This window comes from Onishia taeanensis, from assembly GCF_003268885.1.
GTDB classification, from domain to species: Bacteria; Pseudomonadota; Gammaproteobacteria; order Pseudomonadales; family Halomonadaceae; genus Onishia; species Onishia taeanensis_A.
The window spans coordinates 380,378-401,115 of the sequence record NZ_QLSX01000001.1; the positions used below are offsets into that span (position 1 = coordinate 380,378).

Here is a 20,738-nt window from a genome sequence, read left to right on the forward strand (position 1 = left end):
CGGTCGTGGCAGAGGCTCGCTAGCCACGCCCCGAACGCTGACGGCCTAGCAGCAGGCTGGCCACGGCGACCAGCACTACGGCAGCGATCATCAGCGTCGCAATGGCATTGATCTCCGGCGAGACGCCCTTGCGGATCGCCCCCCAGATATAGATCGGCAGCGTCGCGCTCTCGGGGCCTGCGGTGAAGAAGCTGATCACGAAATCATCCAGCGACAGCGTGAATGACAGAAAGGCCCCTGAGATCAACGCGGGCCTCAGGGTCGGCACCAGAAAATGGCGGGCCCGTTGCCAGGGCGAGGCATAGAGATCCTTGGCCGCTTCGAACAGGCTCGGGTCGAGCCCCACCAGCCGCGAATAGACGATCAGCGCCACGAAGGGAACCTGGAAGGAAACATGGGCGATGACCATGGTGCCAAGCCCCGGTGACAGCCAGCCGGTCAGGCGCTCCACCTGCACGAAAAAGGCCATTTCGGCGATGCCGAAGACGATATCCGGCAGCACCAGGGGCAGATAGATCAGCACCACCAGCCAGCCCAGCCTTCGCCAGCGATGGTGGAACATGCCATAGCCGATCAGGGTGCCGAGCAGCAGTGCAATCAGTGAAGAAACCACCGCCAGCAGCAGGCTATTGCCAAGCGCAGTGAGCAGCGCCTCATTGCCCATCAGCCGGTGATACCAGCGCAGCGAGACGCCGGTAAAGTGGGCGGCACTGTTGGAGGCGTTGAAGGAGTAGAGCACCACCACCGCCAGTGGCAGATAGAGAAACACCAGCGTCAACCACCAGAAGGCGCGCAAGCCTCGATGCAGTCCACGACGGGTCATATCACCACCTCATCGCCACCGCCCAGGCGCCTGCCCAGCCGTCTCATCACATAGAGCCCGGCAAAGGTCGCCAACAGCATCAGGATCGCGCCGGCAGCCCCCAGCGGCCAGTTGGCGCCACCGGCAAACTGCCGCGCCACCAGGTTGCCAAGCAGCATGTGCTTGCCACCGCCCAGCAGCTCAGAGACCACATACATGCCGAAGGCGGGAATCGCCACCAGCACACCGCCGGCCAGCAGCCCCGGCAGGGTCTGGGGAAAAACCGCATGTCGAAAGGTCCACAGCGGCGAGGCATAGAGGTCCTGAGCCGCCTCCACCTGAGAGGTATCGAGCTTCTCGAAGGCGGCATAGAGCGGCAGCACCATGAACGGCAGGAAGTTATAGACAAGCCCTAGGGTCACCGCGACATTGGACGGATAAAGCCCCATGTTGGGCGGTATCAGGCTCAGCGACTCGGCAAGACCCGCCAGGGGCGTGCCAGGCGCCAGCAGGTTCATCCAGCCAAAGGTGCGAATCACCTGATTGGTCCAGGACGGCACCACCAGCGCCAGTAGCATCACCGGCCGCCAGCGCGCATTGGCAGTGCTGATGTGGTAGGCCAGCGGATAGCTGATCGCCACTACCAGCAGGGTCGCGACCAGAGTCTGCGCGAGCGAACGCAGCAGGGTGTAGAGATTAGCCGGGCTCCAGCCCAGGATGCCATAGCCGGCCAGCCGCTCGAAGGCATCCAGCGTCAGCGGCATCTGGGGCTGACCATAGGGCCCGTTGGTCATGAAAGCCACCCCCATCAGGTAGATGCCGGGCAGCACCAGAAAGATCAGCAGCCAGAGCGCCCCCGGTGCCACGGTGAGCAGCAGATGGCGAGTATCGCCAAGGGCCCTGCGCGCGCCGGGAGCGTGCGAAACGCCGGCCCCGCTCATGTGCCCTCCTCGCCAGTCAGCGTCACCAGGTCCTCGGCCGCTACCGATACGCAGACGCGATCCCCTACGCCGGGCAACTGCCGCCCCCGGTTATTGACCATCGCCTGCAGCTCGGCATCGCCCACCGCCAGGCGGTATTCGGCGTGGCTGCCCCGGTACAGGCAGTCGGTGACGCGTGCCGGCAGGCAGTTGGCGCCGGCCTGGTCCGATGGCAGCAAATCCACCGTCTCGGGGCGGATCAGCAGCAGCGAGTCCGCATCCGGGGTCTCTGGTGGCTCGGACGCCGGCGACTCAACCGTCAGCGCCCCCAGGTCGGTGTTGAGCCGCACTCCGTGCCGCGAGTGAATGGGAAAGAGGTTGTCATGGCCCATGAAGCGCGCCACGAAGGCGTTCGCCGGCCGCTCATAGACCTCGCGGGGCGAACCGACCTGCTGGATGCAGCCACCGTCGAGCACGGCGATGCGATCCGACATCACCATGGCTTCCTGCTGATCGTGGGTGACGAAGAGAAAGGTCATGCCCAGGCGCTCCTGGACGCGCTTTAGCTCGACCTGGAGCTGACCGCGAAGCCCGGCATCCAGCGCTGACAGCGGCTCATCGAGCAGCAGCACATCCGGCTCACAGACCAGCGCCCTAGCCAGGGCAATGCGCTGACGCTGGCCGCCAGAGAGCTGGTCCACTCTGCGCTCGATAAGCTCGCCAAGCTGGATGAAGCGGGCAATCTCGGCAACCCGCGACTCCCGCTCGGGCTTGGCCACCCCCTGCATGCGCAGCCCAAAGGCCAGGTTTTCGCGCACCGACAGGTGCGGAAAAAGCGCATAGGACTGGAAGACGGTGTTGACGCTGCGCCGATGAGCCGGCACCTGGGTGATATCGCGCCCGCCAAGGGTCAGGCGGCCGGCGTCCGGCGACTCGAGCCCGGCAAGAATGCGCAATAGCGTCGTCTTGCCGCAGCCCGAGGGTCCGAGCAGGGTGAAGAACTCCCCCTCGCGGATCGTGAGATCGACGCCGTCCAGCGCCACGGAGTCGGGGCCGAAGCGCTTATGCAGGCCCTCGAGGGCGATCGCCGCAGCGCGGCGCGGCGTCGGGCCCTTGTCAGTCAGGCCCTGGCGGGGCGGGGCGCTCGCCGTGCTGGTTTCGCTCATCGCTCTCCTCGTCTTGTCGCATGCCGGCCTTCGCCGACCGGATCATGGCCGGTCGCGCAGTCTATAGAACTGTGCCGCCGGGACCAATAGGGACAGGCGCCTTGCCGCTGTTACGCCATATTTTACTCACGTTGGTGTGAGTAAAGTTGGATTTTTCGTACGTGCCAGCCGCGCCATGCTGTGGACATACCCCACAGCGCCTGACCAGGAGGCTCCATGCTGCATTCCGACGTTGAGACCGACCCCACCAGCACCTCGGCTCCCGATACCCTGTCGTCCGCCTTCTGGATGCCCTATACCGCCAACCGCGATTTCCGCAACCATCCGCGGATGGTGACCGGCGCCGAAGGACGCTACTTCATCGATGCCAAGGGTCGCCGGCTGTTCGACTCCCTCTCCGGCCTGTGGACCTGCGGCGCCGGCCATAACCGCGCCGAGATAAAGGACGCAGTGTCGCACCAGCTGGGCAGCCTCGACTTCGCCCCCGGCTTTCAGGTCGGCCATCCGCTGGCCTTTGCGCTTGCCGACAAGGTCGCCGAGCTGACGCCGGCCGGCCTCGATCACGTATTCTTCACCAACTCGGGCTCCGAGGCCGCCGACACCTCGGTGAAGATGGCCAAGGCCTACTGGCGCCTCAAGGGGCGCCCCGAGAAGACGCGGCTAATCGGTCGCGCCAAGGGCTATCATGGCGTCAACATCGGCGGTACCAGCCTTGGGGGTATCGGCGCCAATCGCAAGCACTACGGTCCGCTTCTCGACGTCAGTCACCTGCCGCACACCCTGCAACAGAGTCTGGCCTTCACCCGCGGCCAGGCTGAGACCGGCTGGGAACTGGCCAACGCCCTGCTCGACCAGATCGCCCTGCACGACGCCTCGACCATCGCCGCGGTGATCGTCGAGCCGATGTCTGGCTCCGGCGGTGTCATCGTACCGCCCAAGGGCTATCTGGAGCGACTGCGGGCGATCTGCGACGCCCATGACATCCTGCTGATTTTCGACGAGGTGATCACTGCCTTCGGCCGCTGCGGCGCACGCACCGGCGCCGAGGCCTTTGGCGTCACGCCAGACATCATGAACGTGGCCAAGCAGCTGACCAACGGCGCGGTGCCGATGGGCGCGGTGATCGCCTCCCACGAGGTCTTCTCGGCCTTCATGGACGGCACCGCACCGGCCCACGCCATCGAGTTCCCCCACGGCTACACCTACAGCGGCCACCCGGTGGCCTGCGCTGCGGGCCTGGCGGCGCTTGCGCTGTTCGAGCGCGAGGACTTCCCGGCCCAGGTGCGCACCATCGCCCCGGCCTTCGAGAACAAGCTGCATGCCCTGCGCGGCAGGCGTCACGTGGTCGACATCCGCAACTATGGCCTGGCCGGCGCCATCCAGCTTGCCCCGAGGGATGGCGACCCGACGATCCGCCCACGGGATGCCCATCTGGCGCTATGGGAAGCGGGCTTCTATGTCCGCTTCGGCGGCGACACCCTGCAGTTCGGCCCTCCGTTCTCGACCACCGAGGACGAGCTCGAGCGGCTCTTCGAGGCCGTGGCGACTACTCTCGACACCCTGGACTGAACGCCCTTTATTCTTTGTGCTCTTTGCCCTCTGCCCTTTCTTCAGGAGCTCTCATGCAACAGATCGCCCACTTCATCAACGGCCAGTCGCAGACCAGCGAAGCCACGCTGCCCGTCACCAACCCGGCTACCGGCCAGGTTATCCGCCAGGTCGCCAAGGCCGATGCCGCCATCGTCGAGCGCGCCATCGCGGCGGCCCGGGAGGCCTTCCCAGCCTGGCGGGACACTCCGCCGGCCAAGCGCGCCCAGGTCATGTACCGCTTCAAGCAGCTGCTCGAGGAGCACGCCGACCGCCTCGTCCAGCTGATCAGCGAGGAGCACGGCAAGACCGTCGAGGACGCCATGGGCGAGCTCCGGCGCGGCATCGAGAACGTCGAGTACGCCTGTGGCGTGCCGGAGCTGCTCAAGGGGGAGTACTCCCATAACGCCGGCCCGGGCATCGATGCCTGGTCAAACTTTCAGCCGCTCGGCGTGGTGGCGGGCATCACGCCCTTCAACTTCCCGGCCATGGTGCCGCTGTGGATGTACCCCATGGCGATTGCCTGCGGCAACACCTTCATCCTCAAGCCCTCGGAGAAGGATCCTTCCTCGGTGCTGGCGATCGCCGAACTGCTCGGCGAGGCAGGGGCCCCGCCGGGGGTGCTCAACGTGCTGCAGGGCGATCGCGTGGCCGTCGAGGGTCTGCTCGATTCCCCCGAGGTCGAGGCGATCTCCTTCGTCGGCTCGACGCCCATCGCCGCGTCCCTGTACGCCCGCGGCTCGGCCGGCGGCAAGCGCGTCCAGGCGCTGGGCGGGGCCAAGAATCATGCTGTGGTGCTGCCGGATGCAGATCTCGACAATGCCGCCAACACGCTGATGGGCGCGGCCTTTGGCAGCGCCGGCGAGCGCTGCATGGCGATCTCGGTGGCCGTATGCGTGGGCGATGACAGCGCCGACCGGCTGATCGAGGCCCTGGTGCCGAAGATCCAGGCCCTGAAGATCGGCCCCGGCACCCAGCGAGGCCTCGACATGGGAGCCCTGGTGACCGCCGAACACCGCGACAAGGTGATGGGCTATCTGGAAATCGGCACCCAGGAAGGAGCCCGCCTGGTTGCGGACGGCCGCAGCCTGACGGTTCCCGGCCATGAAGACGGCTACTTCCTCGGCGGCTGCCTGTTCGACCGGGTGACGCCCGAGATGCGCATCTATCAGGAGGAGATCTTCGGCCCGGTGCTGTGCGTGGTGCGGGTGGAGAGCCTCGATGAGGCCATCGCCCTGATCAACGCCCACGAGTACGGCAACGGCACCTGCCTGTTCACCGCTGACGGCGAGGCGGCCAGGCGCTTCGCCGATCGCATCCAGGTGGGCATGGTCGGCATCAATGTCCCGCTGCCGGTGCCGGTGGCCTACCACAGCTTCGGCGGCTGGAAGCGCTCACTGTTTGGTGACCTGCACGCCTATGGCCCGGACGCAGTGCGCTTCTACACCCGGCGCAAGGCGATCTCCCAGCGCTGGCCGTCAGCCTTCGAAACCACTCACGCCGAGTTTCACTTCCCCTCCGGTAGCTGATATAAGTTGTCAGGACCGGAAACGGCCGGCCCTTCGGGGCCGGCCGTTGTCGTTGAAGCCGCCGCCCCTCAGGACTGGTTGGCCAACTCGTCGAGAAAGGCTTCGAGGACCCGATGGGGGCGCCGGTCGCGGCGGGTGATGGTGACGAAAGGGGTGCTGAAGCGACAGCCTGGCAGGTCGAGTTCCCGAAGCCGCCCGGCGGCGACCCAGTGGGCGGCCAGGTGGTCCGGCAGGTAGCCGAGGTAGGCCCCGGTGAGAATCATAAAGGCCGCGCCCTCGCGATCACTGGCGGTGGCGGTGCCGGTGAGCGGGGCATGGGCCGCCCGCGCCGCTTCCGGCAACGGATAGCCGGGGATCACCGCCTCGAAGCCGGCGAGTTGCTCCGTCGTCAGGTCAGCATCAGGGGCGGCGTAGAGCGGGTGGGTATCGGCGCAATAAAGCCGTGAGGCCTCATCGTAGAGCGGGCGCGCCTCGAGGCTCGCCAGCAGGTTGACCTCGGGCACCACGCCGATATGCAGCCGGGCATCGAGCACTCCCTGAGCGATGCTGTCCGGTGCTTCCATGTGGATATTCACCACCACCTCAGGTCCCTTGGCCTTTAGGGCGGCCAGGGCATGTGTGATACGCATCTGCGGCAGGCTGACCAGGTTATCGGTGATGCCGATATTGAGCTCGCCGCGCAGGGTGCGGTGCAGGCCGTTGACCTCGGTGCGGAAGGTCTCCAGGGAAGCCAGCAGGGTCAGCCCGGCCCGATAGACCTGACGCCCCTCCTCGGTGAGTGCAAAGCCGCCGCGTCCGCGCTGACACAGGCGCAGGCCCAGGCGTTTTTCGAGATCGCTCATGTGCAGGCTGATCGCCGAGCGGGAGATGCCTAGCTCGCCCTCGGCGGCGGTGAAGCCTCCGCACTCGACTACCGCCTTGAACACGCGGATCAGGCGCACCTCGAAGTCGCTGACCCGCCCAAGCGGCGGCGCTACGTGCTCGGCCATGGGTCAGTCCTGACCGCAGCGCTGCCCGCAGACCGGGCAGGCCGGATCGCGGGGCACCCGGAAGCGCCGCCATTCACCGGTGAGGCCATCGAAGGTGGAAAGCCCTTGATGGGCGCTACCGGCACCGCTGAGCAGCTTGACCGCCTCCAAAGCCTGAAAGCTCCCGATCAGCCCGACCAGGGGTGCTACCACGCCGTTCTCGGCGCAGCGCAGCTCCTCGTCATCGACGGGTTCTCCTGGCTTGCTAGGCGGATAGAGGCAGGCATAGCAGGGGCTTTCCGGGTCGCGAGGATCGAAGACCGCAAGCTGTCCACCGAAGCGAATCGCCGCTCCAGAGACCAGCGGCCGCCCTTCCGCCTGGCAGGCGGCGTTGATGGCATAGCGCGAGGCGAAGCGATCGGTGCAGTCGAGCACCAGATCCGCTGCCTGGACGGCGAGTGCCAGCGCCTCGCCGTCGAGGCGCTCGGTGACGGCGGTGATCCGGCAGTCAGGGTTGAGCGCCAGCGCGGCATCGCGAGCCGATTCGGCCTTGAGGCGGCCGATGTCCGCCTGGCCGTGGGCGACCTGGCGCTGCAGATTGGAAAGCTCGACCGCGTCATCGTCGGCCAGCGTCAAGCGGCCGACCCCCGCTGCCGCCAGGTAAAGCGCCACCGGCGAGCCCAGCCCGCCAGCGCCGATCACCAGCGCATGGCTTGCAAGGAGACGCTCCTGGCCTTCGATCTCGATCGGATCGAGCATGATCTGGCGGCTATAGCGCAGCAGCGCCTGGTCGTTCATCGTCACGTGTCTTCTGGGCCTTTTATCTCAGGTCCTGCTTGGTTCCCGGCCGACGTCAATCGGCCTGCGTCAATCGGCCTGCGTCGGCGCTCAGTGCCGAGGGCTAGGTGCTATGAGCCAAGTGCTAGGTGCTAATGCCAAGTATCGATACTAAGTGCTCAGTACTCTTCGAGCTGCTCGACATCCGGGACATGCAGGGTAAATTCTTCCTTAACCTCTTCCATGACCACATAGCTCTTCGACTCCTTGACGCCGGGCAGGGTCAGCACCACCTCGCCAAGCAGCTGGCGGTAGGCCGACATCTCGGGAATCCGGCACTTGAGGATATAGTCGAACTGCCCCGAGACCAGGTGACACTCCTGGACCTGCGGCAGCTTGCGCACGGCACGCCGGAACTCGTCGAACACCGCAGGCGACTGGCTCTCGAGACTGATCTCGACGAACACCAGCAGCTTGGCCTTCAGGGCCCTGGGGTCGAGCACTGCCTTGTAGCCGCGAATGATCCCGGAGCGCTCCAGGCGCTTGACGCGCTCCAGGCACGGCGTGGTGGATAGCCCCACCTGAGCGGCCAGGTCGACATAGGAAATGCGGGCATTGTCCTGGAGGGCACGCAGGATCTTCAGGTCGATACGGTCAAGCGAGCGGGTCTTGGCTTTCATGGTCATCCAGTGTCCAAGCTCGATACGCAGACAACGACTGACGCGTCGCCGCCGGATCGCCTGCGCATCATGGCTTCCATAGTTGTTGGAAGGGGGGATCGACGAAAACCTCAGTGATTGGTCGGGCCACATGAAGGCTTGCCAGAGAGGTTCGTCATTCTCTCCCATGTTTCCCATACAAGTACCATATCCGCTCCAGGCGGTGCGAGTCGCACCACCAACGCTCTTTTAAAGCGAGCCTATGCGGACCAGCGCCCCAGGCTGACCCGATCGCGCGCGCCCAGATCCTGAAGGGTCGTGACGTCCGAATAGCCCGCCTGCTCGAGCGCCTGAAGCACCGCCGCGCCCTGCTCGAGGCCATGCTCGAGCAGCAGCCAAGCCTCCGGCTCGAGGTGAGCACGAGCCTCGCGGGCAAGCCAATAAAGGTCGGCCAGCCCCTCGTCGCCGGCCACCAGCGCCGAGCGTGGTTCGAAACGCACGTCACCCTGCGCGAGATGGGGGTCATCGTCGGCAAGGTACGGCGGGTTGGCTACCACCAGTGAAAAGCGCTCACCCTCAAGCGCTGCGAACCAGTCGCTCTCGAGGAAGCGGACCCGCGACAGCCCCAGATAAGCGGCGTTGTCTGTGGCCAAGGCGACGGCCTGCGGCGACAGGTCGACGCCGGTCACCTGCCAGCCGGGGCGCTCACTGGCGAACGCAAGCGCGATGGCGCCGCTGCCGGTACCGAGGTCCAGTAGCTTGCCGCCTTCGGCGGCGCCACGAGCGAGCGCCGCCTCGACCAGGCATTCGGTATCAGGGCGCGGAATGAGGGTGGCATCAGAGGTCTTGAGAGTCAGCCCCCAGAACTCGCGTTCACCGACCAGGTGAGCCACCGGCCTACCCTGCCCCCTCGCCGCGACGAGAGCCTCGAAGCGCGCGCGCACCAGGGGCTCGGCGTCGCGATCGCCCCAGGTGTAGAGCCAGGCACGGCTGACACCGAGCACGTGGCACAGCAGCACCTCGGCATCCAGCCTTGGGCTCGGCGAAGCTGCTGCCTTGAGACGCTGGGCGGCGCGGGCCAACAGCACGTCGAACCGCATCAGGCGTTCTCCTTTGCGCATCAGGCTTTCTTTTTGACCCATCAGGCTTCCTGCTGCAGGGCAGCGAGCTGCTCGGCCTGATACTCGTGGAGCAGGGGTTCGATGATCTCGCCAAGCTCGCCGGTCATCACCTCGTTAAGCTTGTAGAGCGTCAGGTTGATGCGGTGATCGGTGACTCGCCCCTGAGGAAAGTTATAGGTGCGAATGCGCTCGCTGCGATCCCCGGAGCCGACCAGCGAGCGACGGGTATCGGCCTGCTCGCGCTGCTGACTCTCCTGGGCGCTCTGCTTGAGCCGCGCGGCCAGCAGCGACATGGCCTTGGCGCGGTTCTTGTGCTGACTGCGCTCTTCCTGACACTCGACCACCACGCCGCTGGGCAGGTGAGTGATGCGGATCGCCGAATCGGTGGTGTTGACGTGCTGGCCGCCAGCACCGCTGGAGCGGAAGGTATCGACGCGCAGGTCGTTGGTGTTGATGTCGATATCGCCGACCTGGTCGGCCTCAGGCATCACCGCCACGGTGCAGGCCGAGGTATGAATGCGCCCCTGGGATTCGGTCGCCGGCACCCGCTGCACCCGGTGTGCGCCGGATTCGAACTTGAGCCGGGCATAGACGCCCTCACCCTTGACCCGCGAGATCAGCTCCTTGTAGCCCCCCTGCTCGCCGTGGCTGGCACTGATCACCTCGACCTTCCAGCCGTGCTTTTCGGCGTAGCGGGAATACATGCGGAACAGATCACCGGCAAACAGCGCCGCCTCGTCGCCGCCGGTACCGGCGCGCACCTCCAGATAGATGCTGCGGCCGTCGTCCGGGTCCTTGGGCACCAGCAGCCGCTTGAGCGCCTCCTCGAGCGACGCCAGACGCTCCTGACCTTCGGCCTGCTCGAGCTCGGCCAGCTCGCGCATCTCGGCGTCGCTGTCTTCGAGCAGGGCCTGGGCGGCCTCGACATTGCCCTCGGTGGCGCGGAACTCCTGCCAGGTAGCCACCAACTCCTCGAGTTCGGCATATTCCCGGGAATAGTCGCGGAAGCGCGGCTGGTCGGCGATGACGTCGGGCTCGGCCAGCAGGGCCGAGAGTTCCTCGAAGCGCTCGGCAAAGGTATCCAGGCGCTGACGCAGTGTGGCTTTCATGAAGGGTCCTGTTGTCTGGTGCCGGTCATCGAGGGTCCTGGGGACCGCGCTCGACGTCGAAAAGCAGCGCCTCGGCGGCCTCGATCAGATCCTGGCGTTCGGCCCCGGAGGCCTCGCGCAGACCAAGGGTGGGGGCGTGCATGAGCTTGTTGGTCAGCTGACGAGCCAGGCGTGCAACGACCTTCTCCGGGTCGTCCCCGCGTGTCAGCTGCGCCAGCGCCTGTTCCTCGGACTCGGCGCGCATCTGCTCGCCCTGCTGCCGGTAGCGGCGAATCAAGTCACCGGCGCCGCGCACCCGGCGCTCGTGCTGCCAGCTACCTACGCCGTGCTCGATCAACACTTCAGCCTGATCGGCAGCCACCTGACGATGACGGCGGTTCTCTTCGATAACCTCTTGAAGGTCATCGACGGTATAAAGGAAGACATCATCCAGTTCGCCGACCTGCGGCTCAATGTCACGGGGCACGGCGATATCCACCATGAACACTGGCCGGTGGCGGCGCATCTTGATCGCCCGCTCGACCATGCCCTTGCCGAGAATCGGCAGCGGCGCTGCTGTGGATGAAATGACGATGTCGGCACGAGCCAAGGCATCGGGAATCTCGTTGAGGGAGATCGCCTCGCCGCCGAAGGAGTCCGCCAACTGCGCGGCCCGCTCACGGGTGCGGTTGGCCACGATCAGCGTTCGCACCCCCGCCTCCCGCAGGTGGCGGGCGACCAGCTCGATGGTTTCGCCGGCGCCGATCAACAGCGCCGTGGAGCGCTTGAGGTCATCGAAGATGCGACTGGCCATGCTCACCGCAGCGTAGGCCACCGACACCGGGTTTTCGCCGATGCCCGTCTCGGTGCGCACCTGCTTGGCTATCGCGAAGGTGTGCTGAAACAGCCGTTCGAGCTCGCCGCCCAGCCCCTGGTGGCTGCGCGCCACCTGATAGGCATCCTTGAGCTGGCCAAGGATCTGCGGCTCGCCGAGCACCATGGAGTCCAGCCCCACGGCGACCCGCATCAGGTGACGGGCCGCGTCGCCGTCAAGATAATGGTAGGCCGCAGCCGACAGCTGTTCGACGCTGAGCGCATGAAAGCGACTCAGCCATTCGAGAATCGCCGCCTCACCATCGCGCTCGATCACGCAATAGAGTTCGGTGCGATTGCAGGTCGACAGCAGCGCGGCCTCATGCACCTCGGTCAGAGCGCATAGCTCGGTCAGAGCCGCTTCCAGCTGCGCCGGGGTAAAGGCGACTTGCTCGCGCACCTCGACCGCTGCTGTCTTATGATTGATGCCAAGGGCCAAAAGCGTCATGCAATCAGAGTCTTCGCTCAAGGGGGTGGGTGCGAATCACGGCGCACGCCACGAGGCGCAGCGCGACAGCAGGGTAGCCTGTCTAACACCTATATTTACGCCTGGGGAGTGGTCGCCGGATCGTCCGAAGACAGCAATTCTATCACAGCCCACCCATGGGACACGCCCCCATGGCTTTGCCCTTGCCCGGCAAGCCGTTATGCTGAACGCTGATTCCCTTGACGAGACGATCATGCGCGCACGCCTGCTCAAGACGGCCCTCATCACGGCGACCCTCGCGCTGCTTACGGCCTGCCAGGGCATGCCGATGACCCACGATGCCAACGATCCCGGCATCGACGACCCCATGCGGGGAGCGCCGCCGGTCACTCAGGGCCTGGATGCCCAGGGCCTGGAAACCCTGCTGGTGGCAGAGCTGGCCGGTCGTCGCGGCCAGTATGAACGCGCCGCGCAGGGGTATCTTGACGCCGCCGAGCGCTATGACTCCGCAGCGCTGAGCGAGCGCGCCACCCTAGCGGCCCGTTTCAGCCAGCAGCCCGAGCTGTTCGAGACAGCCGCCCGCCGCTGGCATCAGCGCGCCCCCGACGCAGAGGCCCCGCTGCGCCTGCTGGCGAGCCTTGCCCAGCAGCGCGGTGACTGGCAAACCGCTCTGGAATCACGGCTGACACTGGTTGCACAAGGCGAGCCGGGGGAGCTTGCAAGCTTCGCCGAACAGGCGCTGACTCAGGGTGCTGACCCACAGCCACTGGCGATTCGTCTACGCCGCCACCTGCTGGTGGCCGATGGCGATACCCCCTACGCTTACGACGCCGTGCTGGCTACCGCCCTGCTCGAAGCCGCCGGTGGCGAAGCCGAGCGGGCCGACGCACGGCTTGCCGACCTGGCCCGCACTCATCCCGAGCTTCCCGCCCTGTGGCTCACCCGCGCACGCATTTCCATGCAGCGAGGTAACCCGACTGCTGCGCGTCGCGCCGCCCAGCGCGGCCTGGAGACCTCTCCCGACGATACTCGCTTCCTGCTGCTGCTGGCCCGAAGCGAGCTGGCGCTGGGTCGAGTCGACGCCGCGGAGCGCCAGACCGATCGCCTACTGGCTCAGCAGGATGAGCATCCTGAACTGCGCCTGGGGCTGGCCCGCCTGTTCCTCGAAGCCAACCAACCTGCTCCAGCCCGCCGCCTGCTGCTGCCGCTGATCGACGACGACGCCACGCCTCCGGCGGCCTTCCTGCTGCTGGGCAGCATCGCCGAGCAGCAGGGCGAGGTCGACAATGCCCTGCTCTATTACCGCCAGGTGCCAGAGGGCGATCAGTTTCTCAGTGCCCGCCTGCAGGCGGCGCGCATGTTGATCGATGCGGATCGCCTGGCCGATGCCCTGGATTTCCTGCGACTCGAGCGGCTGCGCCATGACGATCAGGCCGCCAATATCGCCTCCCTAGAGGTCGAGCTGCTTGATCAGGAGGGTGAGCGCGCCGCCGCCGATGAGGTGCTCGCCGAGGCCCGCGACCACCACCCCGACGACAACGGCCTGCTATATATGCAGGCGATGCGCAAATTCAACACCGGCGACCTGGACGGCATGGAAGCCGATCTGCGCGAGCTGATCAAGCGCCGGCCCGACAACGCCATGGCCTTGAATGCGCTGGGCTTTACCCTGGCCGATATGACCACGCGCTTCGATGAAGCCTATGAGTTGATCGAGCGGGCCCATCGCCTGGCGCCCGACAATCCGGCCATCCTCGACAGTCTTGGCTGGGTCCTGCACAAGCAGGGGGAGAATGCCCGCGCCCTGCCCTATCTCGAGCAGGCCTACGCAATGATGCCGGATCAGGAAATTGCCGCCCATCTCGCCGAGGTGCTCTGGTCCCTTGAGCGCACCGCCGATGCTCGTCGCCTGGTCGAACGTGGCCTGTCACGCTTCGAGGACCGCCCCAAGCTTGATGAGCTGATACAGCGTATCCCCGCCCTGGCGCCCTGAGGGCGCCGTCGAAAGGATCGCCCCTTACCCCTGGCCGACACCCGAAACCGAGAGAGCCCGATGACCCGACGCTTCGTCCTTTTGATCGCCCTGGTCCTACTGGCCGGCTGTGCCACCCGTGGACCTGTCACCAGCGGCAGCGCCGAGCGCGGCCCCTGGCAGGATCAGGTCGCCCGCGTACAAGCCCTGACCAGTTGGACACTGGCCGGCAAGGTGGGGCTGCATACCGCCGATGAAAGCACTAGCGCCAACCTGGACTGGCGTCAGACGCCCAACTATTACCGGCTGCTGATCAGCGGGCCCTTCGGTGCCGGCCGCAGCACCCTCGAGGGCACCGCCCAGAAGGTGACGCTGACCACCAGTGAAGGCCGCGTGAGCGCCGCAAGCGCCGAGGCGCTGCTCGACCAGGAACTGGGCTGGTCACTGCCGGTGTCATCGCTGGATCACTGGGTCCGCGGTCTGCCCGCCCCGGGCGATGCCTTTGAACGCGATACCGACGCCCTGGGCTACCCCACCCAACTGACCCAGGCCGGCTGGACCATCGACTACTCGGGCTGGATGCCGGCCAATGGGCTATGGCTGCCACGCCGCCTGAATATGCAGCGCACCGGCATCGAGGCCACCCTGATCATCAACGCCTGGCAGCCGGAGGCCAAGGGTGACTGAGACCAGAACATCAGACGCTGCCGTTAAACCTTCTCAGAACACAATCAGCTTGCCAGCACCCGCCAAGCTCAACCGCATGCTGCATATCACCGGGCGCCGCGCCGACGGCTATCATGAGCTGCAGACCCTGTTCCAGTTTCTGGATGTCGGCGACACCCTGCACTTCACTCCCCGAAACGATGACGCTATCCGTCTGACGCCGGCTCTCGCCGGCGTGGCCGCCGAGGATAACCTGGTGGTGCGCGCCGCCCGCCTGCTGCAAGCCGAGACCGGCTGTCGCCGCGGTGTCGATATTCACTTGGTCAAGCGCCTGCCAATGGGGGGAGGTCTTGGCGGCGGCAGCTCCAACGCCGCCACCACCCTGCTCGCCCTGAATCGACTCTGGGCGCTCGGTCTCGACGAGGAGCGTCTGGCCACGCTGGGGCTGAGCCTTGGCGCCGATGTTCCCGTCTTCGTGCGTGGTCACGCCGCCTGGGCCGAAGGCGTCGGCGAACGCCTGACGCCGGTCACCCTGGACACCCCTCACTTCGTGGTGATTCACCCCGGCGTATCGGTCGCGACGGCGCGGGTCTTCCAGGCGCCTGAATTGACACGCGACACTGCGGCCATTAGACTTTCGCGCGCAATTGAGGGGGGCGCGTCGTGCTGGAGAAACGACTGCGAGACCACGGTTCGCAGGCTTTATCCGCAGGTCGACGAAGCCATCAGCTGGTTGGCCCAGCGGGCGCCGACCATGCTGACCGGCACTGGCGCTTGCCTGTTCGGAAGTTTGACGAACGTCGAAGAGGCCGCTAGCATAGCGCGCCAAGTCGACCCACGCTGGCACGCCTTCACGGCGCAAGGCATGAACGTCTCCCCTCTGCACAAGGCTCTGGGGTGAGGCAATCTGCCTAGATTGCCCGCACGACGGCTCTTGTTCCCAGGCATTTCTCCCGGGAAAGAGTGTAAGCAGAGTCGACAGGCAAGGTTACTGGGGTATAGCCAAGTGGTAAGGCACCGGTTTCTGGTACCGGCATTCGCAGGTTCGAGTCCTGCTACCCCAGCCATTCCCTCCCGAGTCGACCGCCCGTCAACATCCCTCATAGAGATTCCCAAGACTCCAAAGGTGGCTGCGCGTGTCTAAATTGATGGTTTTCGCCGGGAACGCCAATCCCGAACTTGCCCGCAAGATTGCCGAAGGACTCGACAATCGCCTAGGCCACGCCACGGTAGGCCAGTTCAGCGACGGCGAAATCGCGGTCGAAATCAACGAGAACGTCCGCGGCAAGGACGTTTTCGTACTGCAGTCCACCTGCGCGCCCACCAACGACAACATCATGGAACTGGTCCTGATGATTGATGCGTTGCGTCGCGCCTCTGCCGCCCGCATCACGGCGGTGGTTCCCTACTTCGGCTACGCACGCCAGGACCGCCGCGTCCGCTCGGCCCGCGTGCCCATCTCCGCCAAGATCGTCGCCGACATGATGGTCAAGGCCGGCGTTGACCGGGTGATGACCATGGATCTGCACGCCGATCAGATTCAGGGCTTCTTCGATGTGCCCGTCGACAACGTCTACGGCTCACCGATCCTGCTCGACGATATCGAGCGCCAGAATTACGAAGACCTGGTCGTGGTCTCCCCGGACGTGGGCGGCGTGGTTCGCGCCCGGGCTATCGCCAAGCAGCTCAATGCTGATCTCGCCATCATCGACAAGCGTCGCCCCCAGGCCAACCAGGCTCAGGTAATGCATATCATCGGCGAGATCGAAAACCGCACCTGCGTGGTGGTGGACGACATGATCGATACCGCCGGCACCCTGTGCAAGGCCGGTGAGGCGCTCAAGGCGCACGGCGCACGCCGCGTGGTGGCCTACGCCACTCACCCGATCCTGTCCGGTCCGGCCGTCGACAACATCACCGGCTCGGTGCTCGACGAGGTCGTGGTGGCCGACACCATCCCGCTGTCCGAATCAGCACGCCGGAGCGGCAAGATCCGCCAGCTGTCGGTGGCCGGTCTGATCGCCGAGGCGATCCGCCGCGTCAGCAACGAAGAATCCGTCAGCGCGATGTTCCACTGACGTCCCGACAAGGGACAAACGGAACACCGCGCAGGATACGCGCGCCGTCAGGCGCTCTTGGAAACGTCAACGCTTGGTCGCGGGCTTGGCGTTCTCCTCATCAAACCACTGAGGTTTCATTCAATGTCCGATTTCAATCTTAATGCCAGCGTTCGCCACGACCTGGGGAAAGGTGCGAGCCGCCGCCTGCGTCGTGCGGACCTCGCCATCCCGGCGATCATCTACGGCGGTGAGACGGCTCCCAAGTCTATCGCCATCGACAAGGCCCCGTTCTACAAGGCCATCGAAGATGAGTCCTTCTTCTCCTCCGTGATCACACTGGACGTGGAAGGTCAGAAGGAGCAGGTCGTGGTTCGTGACCTGCAGCGTCACCCCTTCAAGCCGCTGGTGACTCACGCCGACTTCCTGCGCGTCGACGCTACCCACGAGCTGACCCTGCATGTTCCGCTGCACGTGGTGGGTGAAGACACCAGCCAGGCGATCAAGGACGAGGACGGCGAGCTGCACGTGCTGGCTTCCGACGTCGAGATCAGCTGCCTGCCGAAGGATCTCCCCGAGTATCTGGAAGTGGATATCAGCAACCTCGAGCTGGGCACCACCCTGCACCTGTCCGACCTTGTCGTCCCGGCGGGCGTGACCCTGGTTGCACTGACCCACGGCGAAGATCACGACAACGCCGTACTGAGCGTGACCAAGGCCAAGGTTCGGGCCGAGGAAAGCGAAGAAGGCGAAGAAGCCGACGCACCGGCAGCGAAGCCGGCTGAAGACGAAGGCGAAACCGAGTAATCGGCGGCGCCTGCGGGCATGCCGGCTAGCCGTCATGCCCGTGCTGTCTTCTGAAAATCAAGCGCTTCGGCGCTTGATTTTTTTTGCCTGTCACAAGCCCTACCTGTAGCCCCTCGAACACACGCCCCCGAACACGCGAGGACACCGGCATGAGTCAGCTGAAAGCGATTATCGGCCTTGGCAACCCGGGTGCCGACTACGATGCCACCCGGCACAATGCCGGCGCCTGGCTGATAGAGTCCCTGGCACGCGATCATCACGTCGCCCTGCGCCCAGAGCGCAAGTTCCTGGGTCTCTATTCGAAGATCACTCTGGCCGGCCAGGACCTGCACCTCTTGTACCCACAGACCTTCATGAACAAGAGCGGCGGCTCCGTGTCCGCCCTGGCCAAGTTCTTCAAGCTTGCCCCCGAAGAGCTGCTGGTCGCCCACGACGAGCTCGATATCGCCCCCGGCACTGCCCGCTATAAGCAAGGCGGTGGACACGGCGGCCATAACGGTCTGCGCGACATCATCGCCTCGCTGGGCAACGCCAAGGACTTCCACCGGCTGCGCATCGGCATCGGCCACCCCGGTGACGCCCGCCAGGTCGTCAACTATGTGCTGGGTCGTCCCGGCAAGGCAGAACGCACCGCCATCGACGCCTCCATCGACGAGATCGAACGCACTCTGCCGGATGCCGTCAGCGGTGACTGGGCGCGAGCCATGAACCGGCTGCACAGCTTCAAGGGGTGACGACACAACCGCTACTCGCGCGCTGAGGCTTGCCTGGCCGAACCGTTGCCCGCCAGTTTTTCGCTGGGCACGGCGCTGCTAGAGAAGGTCTGCCGTGTGGCGTAGAATGCCCGCCATCGTTTTTCCACCGAATTCCAGGAACACACCATGGGTTTCAACTGCGGTATCGTCGGCCTGCCCAACGTCGGCAAGTCCACCCTCTTCAATGCCCTGACCAAGTCGGGCATCGACGCCGAAAACTTCCCCTTCTGCACCATCGAGCCCAACGTCGGCATCGTGCCGATGCCGGACCCGCGCCTCGACAAGCTGGCTGAGATCGTCAAGCCCCAGAAGGTGCTGCCCACCACCATGGAGTTCGTCGATATCGCGGGCCTCGTCGCCGGTGCTTCCAAGGGTGAGGGCCTGGGCAACAAGTTCCTGGCCAACATCCGCGAAACCGACGCCATCGCTCACGTGGTGCGCTGCTTCGATAACGACAACGTCATCCACGTCGCCAACCAGGTCGACCCCGAGGCGGACATCGAGATCATTAACATGGAGCTGGCGCTTGCCGATCTCGATACCGTCGAGCGCGCCATCCAGCGCCTGGTGCGGGTCGCCAAGGGCGGCGACAAGGACGCCATCGCCACCAAGGCGATCCTTGAGCGCATCCAGCCTCACCTGGCCGAGGGCCAGCCGCTGCGCAGCTTCGGCCTCGATGCTGACGAGCAGCAGCAGCTTAAGAGCTTTGGTTTCCTGACTCTGAAGCCGACCATGTACATCGCCAACGTCAACGACGATGGCTTCGAGAACAACCCCTATCTCGACAAGGTGCGCGAGATCGCCAGCGCCGAGGGCGCTATGGTGGTGCCGGTCTGCAACCAGATCGAGGCCGAGATTGCCGAACTCGAAGACGAAGAACGCGCCATGTTCCTCGACGAGCTGGGGATGGACGAGCCCGGCCTTGATCGCGTGATTCGTGCCGGCTATGAACTGCTGGGACTGCAGACCTACTTCACCGCCGGGGTCAAGGAAGTGCGCGCCTGGACCGTCAAGGTCGGCGCCACCGCCCCGGAAGGCGCTGGCGTGATCCACACCGACTTCCAGAAAGGCTTCATTCGCGCCGAAGTGGTCGGCTACGACGATTTCGTGTCACTGGGAGGCGAGCAGGGTGCCAAGGATGCCGGCAAGTGGCGCCTGGAAGGCAAGGAGTACATCCTCAAAGACGGCGACGTGGTGCACTTCCGCTTCAACGTCTAAGCCCTGAGCGCCGAAGACCTGATCGGCATGCCCCGGCGCAGAGGTTTTGACTCAAAGCGATGAAAAAAGCCGATGTATCATGCTCTTATGGTTGACGAATCACAGCCTCTTGAGTAACATTCATCGCCGTTGGCTACATAGCTCAGCTGGTTAGAGCACATCACTCATAATGATGGGGTCCCCTGTTCGAATCAGGGTGTAGCCACCAGAACTCGTAAAAACGCCCGAACGGCTAGCCGTTCGGGCGTTTTTTTTGACCCGTTCAGGCATACGTGACATCAATAGAGCTCAGCCCGACATGCCCGCCTGCTCCAGGCTTGGGCTGGCGCGCGAGTCGATTCAAAGGATTGTGACGATGTGGATTCCGCTGGCCTTCGTGCTGCTCTTCTCGACCGGTTTCATCTGTGCCCGACTGGGCACCATGGATGCAGAGCCCTTTACCCTACTCTTGGTGCGCAGCCTGCTGGTGCTCCCGGTACTGGGCGCCATCCTGTGGGTACGCCGGCTGCCAAGCCAATGGGGCAGCCGTGCACAGCGAGGCTGCCAAATGGGCGTGGGCATGCTGCTGCACGGCGCCTACCTGGGCGGCGTCTTCGCCGCGGTCAAGGCCGGGCTACCCGCCGGGCTCACGGCACTGCTGGTCAGCCTGCACCCACTGGCCACGGCGGCCCTGTCGTTGCCGCTGCTCGGGGTGCGCCTGGGCCCCAGGCAATGGAGCGGCCTTGCATTGGGCGCGCTGGGCGCCAGCTTGGTGCTGGGAGGCGGGTTGGAGGTATCTCAAGGATGGCCATTGATTGGCCTGACCTGGTGCTTGGTCGCACTGGTCGGCATCTCCAGCGCCACCCTATGGCAGAAGCGACTGAGCGGCGGCATGGGAATGGTCGAGGGGTTGATCTTTCAGTATCTGGGGGCGGCGCTGGTATTCAGCATCGCCGCCACTTGGGTCGGCAGTTTCACCTTTGACCCCACCCCTCGCCTGCTGCTGACACTTGCCTGGCTGGTCGGGGCGATCTCGGTGGGTGCCATCTGGCTACTGATGATGATGATCGCCCGCGGCGAAGCGCACCAGGTCGCCCGCACCTTCTTCCTCGTCCCGCCCTGCGCGGCGGTAATGGCCTGGCTGCTGTTCGACGAGCAGTGGACGGCCCCCATGATAATCGGCGCTGCCCTGGTGGTGGCGGGGCTGGCCCTCGACCGTCCGGGGACTAATCAAGCCAGTGCTGCCCGAGCCGGCGCGGCTCAGCCCCGCACCACCCAACCCGAGCCAGCTCAAGACGATGCCCCCGCCTCCGAGCAAGCAGGCAAAGAGAATGCCCGGCCCCGCACTCGCACTGACTAAGGCCGGG

The 20,738-nt window shown here is 65.3% G+C and carries 19 protein-coding genes and 2 tRNA genes; 12 read left to right on the top strand and 9 right to left on the bottom strand.

Features of this window, described 5'->3' with window-relative positions; translation table 11 throughout:
- Positions 1-19 precede the first annotated feature (19 nt).
- Genes BCL93_RS01815 through BCL93_RS01825 form a run of 3 tightly spaced genes read right to left on the bottom strand, consistent with a single transcriptional unit; the run spans position 20 to position 2,888 of the window.
- Positions 20-823 (bottom strand): ABC transporter permease, encoded by an 804-nt coding sequence (locus BCL93_RS01815; RefSeq protein WP_112053394.1) that lies wholly within the window; start codon positions 821-823, stop codon positions 20-22.
- Entirely contained in the window at positions 820-1,743 is a 924-nt protein-coding gene (locus BCL93_RS01820) for an ABC transporter permease (protein ID WP_112053395.1), read from the bottom strand. Before BCL93_RS01820 ends, BCL93_RS01815 begins: the two co-directional genes overlap by 4 nt.
- Positions 1,740-2,888, bottom strand: coding sequence for an ABC transporter ATP-binding protein (locus BCL93_RS01825; RefSeq protein WP_112053396.1), 1,149 nt, complete (start codon positions 2,886-2,888; stop codon positions 1,740-1,742). Before BCL93_RS01825 ends, BCL93_RS01820 begins: the two co-directional genes overlap by 4 nt.
- A 216-nt stretch (positions 2,889-3,104) precedes the next feature.
- On the opposite strand from BCL93_RS01825, the gene BCL93_RS01830 reads away from it, so the two are divergent.
- Together BCL93_RS01830 and BCL93_RS01835 are read left to right on the top strand one after the other, a co-directional pair.
- Positions 3,105-4,457, top strand: a complete 1,353-nt coding sequence (locus BCL93_RS01830; RefSeq protein WP_112053397.1) for an aspartate aminotransferase family protein — start codon at positions 3,105-3,107, stop codon at positions 4,455-4,457.
- 53 nt (positions 4,458-4,510) lie between these two features.
- On the top strand, positions 4,511-6,004 hold the full coding sequence (locus BCL93_RS01835) for a CoA-acylating methylmalonate-semialdehyde dehydrogenase (RefSeq protein ID WP_112053398.1): 1,494 nt from the start codon (positions 4,511-4,513) through the stop codon (positions 6,002-6,004).
- A 68-nt stretch (positions 6,005-6,072) separates the two neighbouring features.
- Here the strand turns inward: BCL93_RS01835 and BCL93_RS01840 are convergent, their stop codons facing one another.
- The 6 genes from BCL93_RS01840 to hemA form a co-directional block, all read right to left on the bottom strand.
- Positions 6,073-6,993, bottom strand: coding sequence for a LysR family transcriptional regulator (locus BCL93_RS01840; protein WP_112053399.1), 921 nt, complete (start codon positions 6,991-6,993; stop codon positions 6,073-6,075).
- Between the two features lie 3 nt (positions 6,994-6,996).
- Positions 6,997-7,770 (bottom strand): HesA/MoeB/ThiF family protein, encoded by a 774-nt coding sequence (locus tag BCL93_RS01845; protein WP_112053400.1) that lies wholly within the window; start codon positions 7,768-7,770, stop codon positions 6,997-6,999.
- A gap of 158 nt (positions 7,771-7,928) precedes the next feature.
- On the bottom strand, positions 7,929-8,429 hold the full coding sequence (locus tag BCL93_RS01850) for an Lrp/AsnC ligand binding domain-containing protein (RefSeq protein ID WP_112053401.1): 501 nt from the start codon (positions 8,427-8,429) through the stop codon (positions 7,929-7,931).
- A gap of 239 nt (positions 8,430-8,668) precedes the next feature.
- Entirely contained in the window at positions 8,669-9,508 is an 840-nt protein-coding gene (gene prmC / locus BCL93_RS01855; protein WP_112053600.1) for a peptide chain release factor N(5)-glutamine methyltransferase, read from the bottom strand.
- A 41-nt stretch (positions 9,509-9,549) separates the two neighbouring features.
- A complete protein-coding gene (prfA, locus tag BCL93_RS01860) occupies positions 9,550-10,638 on the bottom strand; it encodes a peptide chain release factor 1 (protein WP_112053402.1) in 1,089 nt (362 codons plus the stop codon).
- A gap of 25 nt (positions 10,639-10,663) precedes the next feature.
- On the bottom strand, positions 10,664-11,938 hold the full coding sequence (gene hemA / locus BCL93_RS01865) for a glutamyl-tRNA reductase (RefSeq protein WP_112053403.1): 1,275 nt from the start codon (positions 11,936-11,938) through the stop codon (positions 10,664-10,666).
- A 232-nt stretch (positions 11,939-12,170) separates the two neighbouring features.
- Here hemA and BCL93_RS01870 point away from each other — a divergent pair, with 232 nt between their 5' ends.
- The 10 genes from BCL93_RS01870 (at position 12,171) to BCL93_RS01915 (ending at position 20,731) form a co-directional block, all read left to right on the top strand.
- Positions 12,171-13,910, top strand: a complete 1,740-nt coding sequence (locus BCL93_RS01870) for a tetratricopeptide repeat protein (protein ID WP_112053601.1) — start codon at positions 12,171-12,173, stop codon at positions 13,908-13,910.
- Positions 13,911-13,970: 60 nt separating this feature from the next.
- Positions 13,971-14,576 carry a lipoprotein insertase outer membrane protein LolB gene (gene lolB / locus BCL93_RS01875; protein ID WP_112053404.1) on the top strand — a complete coding sequence of 202 codons (606 nt, stop codon included), beginning with the start codon at positions 13,971-13,973 and terminating at the stop codon, positions 14,574-14,576.
- Complete coding sequence (gene ispE, locus BCL93_RS01880; RefSeq protein ID WP_258395891.1) at positions 14,569-15,456, top strand: 4-(cytidine 5'-diphospho)-2-C-methyl-D-erythritol kinase; 888 nt, start codon at positions 14,569-14,571, stop codon at positions 15,454-15,456. The genes lolB and ispE overlap by 8 nt, the downstream gene beginning before the upstream one ends.
- A 91-nt stretch (positions 15,457-15,547) precedes the next feature.
- Positions 15,548-15,622: transfer RNA gene (locus tag BCL93_RS01885), tRNA-Gln, on the top strand.
- 69 nt (positions 15,623-15,691) lie between these two features.
- Positions 15,692-16,633: a ribose-phosphate pyrophosphokinase gene (locus tag BCL93_RS01890; protein WP_181463005.1), complete on the top strand. Its 942-nt coding sequence runs from the start codon at positions 15,692-15,694 to the stop codon at positions 16,631-16,633.
- A 123-nt stretch (positions 16,634-16,756) separates the two neighbouring features.
- The gene (locus BCL93_RS01895) at positions 16,757-17,419 is read left to right on the top strand and encodes a 50S ribosomal protein L25/general stress protein Ctc (RefSeq protein ID WP_112053407.1); all 663 of its coding nucleotides are present in this window, start codon (positions 16,757-16,759) and stop codon (positions 17,417-17,419) included.
- A gap of 149 nt (positions 17,420-17,568) precedes the next feature.
- On the top strand, positions 17,569-18,153 hold the full coding sequence (pth, locus tag BCL93_RS01900; protein ID WP_112053408.1) for an aminoacyl-tRNA hydrolase: 585 nt from the start codon (positions 17,569-17,571) through the stop codon (positions 18,151-18,153).
- A 147-nt stretch (positions 18,154-18,300) separates the two neighbouring features.
- Entirely contained in the window at positions 18,301-19,392 is a 1,092-nt protein-coding gene (gene ychF / locus BCL93_RS01905; protein ID WP_112053409.1) for a redox-regulated ATPase YchF, read from the top strand.
- A gap of 131 nt (positions 19,393-19,523) precedes the next feature.
- Positions 19,524-19,600, top strand: a tRNA-Met gene (locus BCL93_RS01910).
- Positions 19,601-19,747: 147 nt separating this feature from the next.
- Entirely contained in the window at positions 19,748-20,731 is a 984-nt protein-coding gene (locus BCL93_RS01915) for a DMT family transporter (protein WP_181463006.1), read from the top strand.
- Positions 20,732-20,738 lie beyond the last annotated feature (7 nt).

Coding starts and splice junctions, on each gene's coding strand:
- BCL93_RS01815 (WP_112053394.1), bottom strand. CDS start 823: ATGACCCGTCGTGGACTGCATCGAGGCTTGCGCGCCTTCTGGTGGTTG.
- BCL93_RS01820 (WP_112053395.1), bottom strand. CDS start 1,743: ATGAGCGGGGCCGGCGTTTCGCACGCTCCCGGCGCGCGCAGGGCCCTT.
- BCL93_RS01825 (WP_112053396.1), bottom strand. CDS start 2,888: ATGAGCGAAACCAGCACGGCGAGCGCCCCGCCCCGCCAGGGCCTGACT.
- BCL93_RS01830 (WP_112053397.1), top strand. CDS start 3,105: ATGCTGCATTCCGACGTTGAGACCGACCCCACCAGCACCTCGGCTCCC.
- BCL93_RS01835 (WP_112053398.1), top strand. CDS start 4,511: ATGCAACAGATCGCCCACTTCATCAACGGCCAGTCGCAGACCAGCGAA.
- BCL93_RS01840 (WP_112053399.1), bottom strand. CDS start 6,993: ATGGCCGAGCACGTAGCGCCGCCGCTTGGGCGGGTCAGCGACTTCGAG.
- BCL93_RS01845 (WP_112053400.1), bottom strand. CDS start 7,770: ATGAACGACCAGGCGCTGCTGCGCTATAGCCGCCAGATCATGCTCGAT.
- BCL93_RS01850 (WP_112053401.1), bottom strand. CDS start 8,429: ATGAAAGCCAAGACCCGCTCGCTTGACCGTATCGACCTGAAGATCCTG.
- prmC (WP_112053600.1), bottom strand. CDS start 9,508: ATGCGGTTCGACGTGCTGTTGGCCCGCGCCGCCCAGCGTCTCAAGGCA.
- prfA (WP_112053402.1), bottom strand. CDS start 10,638: ATGAAAGCCACACTGCGTCAGCGCCTGGATACCTTTGCCGAGCGCTTC.
- hemA (WP_112053403.1), bottom strand. CDS start 11,938: ATGACGCTTTTGGCCCTTGGCATCAATCATAAGACAGCAGCGGTCGAG.
- BCL93_RS01870 (WP_112053601.1), top strand. CDS start 12,171: ATGCGCGCACGCCTGCTCAAGACGGCCCTCATCACGGCGACCCTCGCG.
- lolB (WP_112053404.1), top strand. CDS start 13,971: ATGACCCGACGCTTCGTCCTTTTGATCGCCCTGGTCCTACTGGCCGGC.
- BCL93_RS01895 (WP_112053407.1), top strand. CDS start 16,757: ATGTCCGATTTCAATCTTAATGCCAGCGTTCGCCACGACCTGGGGAAA.
- pth (WP_112053408.1), top strand. CDS start 17,569: ATGAGTCAGCTGAAAGCGATTATCGGCCTTGGCAACCCGGGTGCCGAC.
- ychF (WP_112053409.1), top strand. CDS start 18,301: ATGGGTTTCAACTGCGGTATCGTCGGCCTGCCCAACGTCGGCAAGTCC.
- BCL93_RS01915 (WP_181463006.1), top strand. CDS start 19,748: ATGTGGATTCCGCTGGCCTTCGTGCTGCTCTTCTCGACCGGTTTCATC.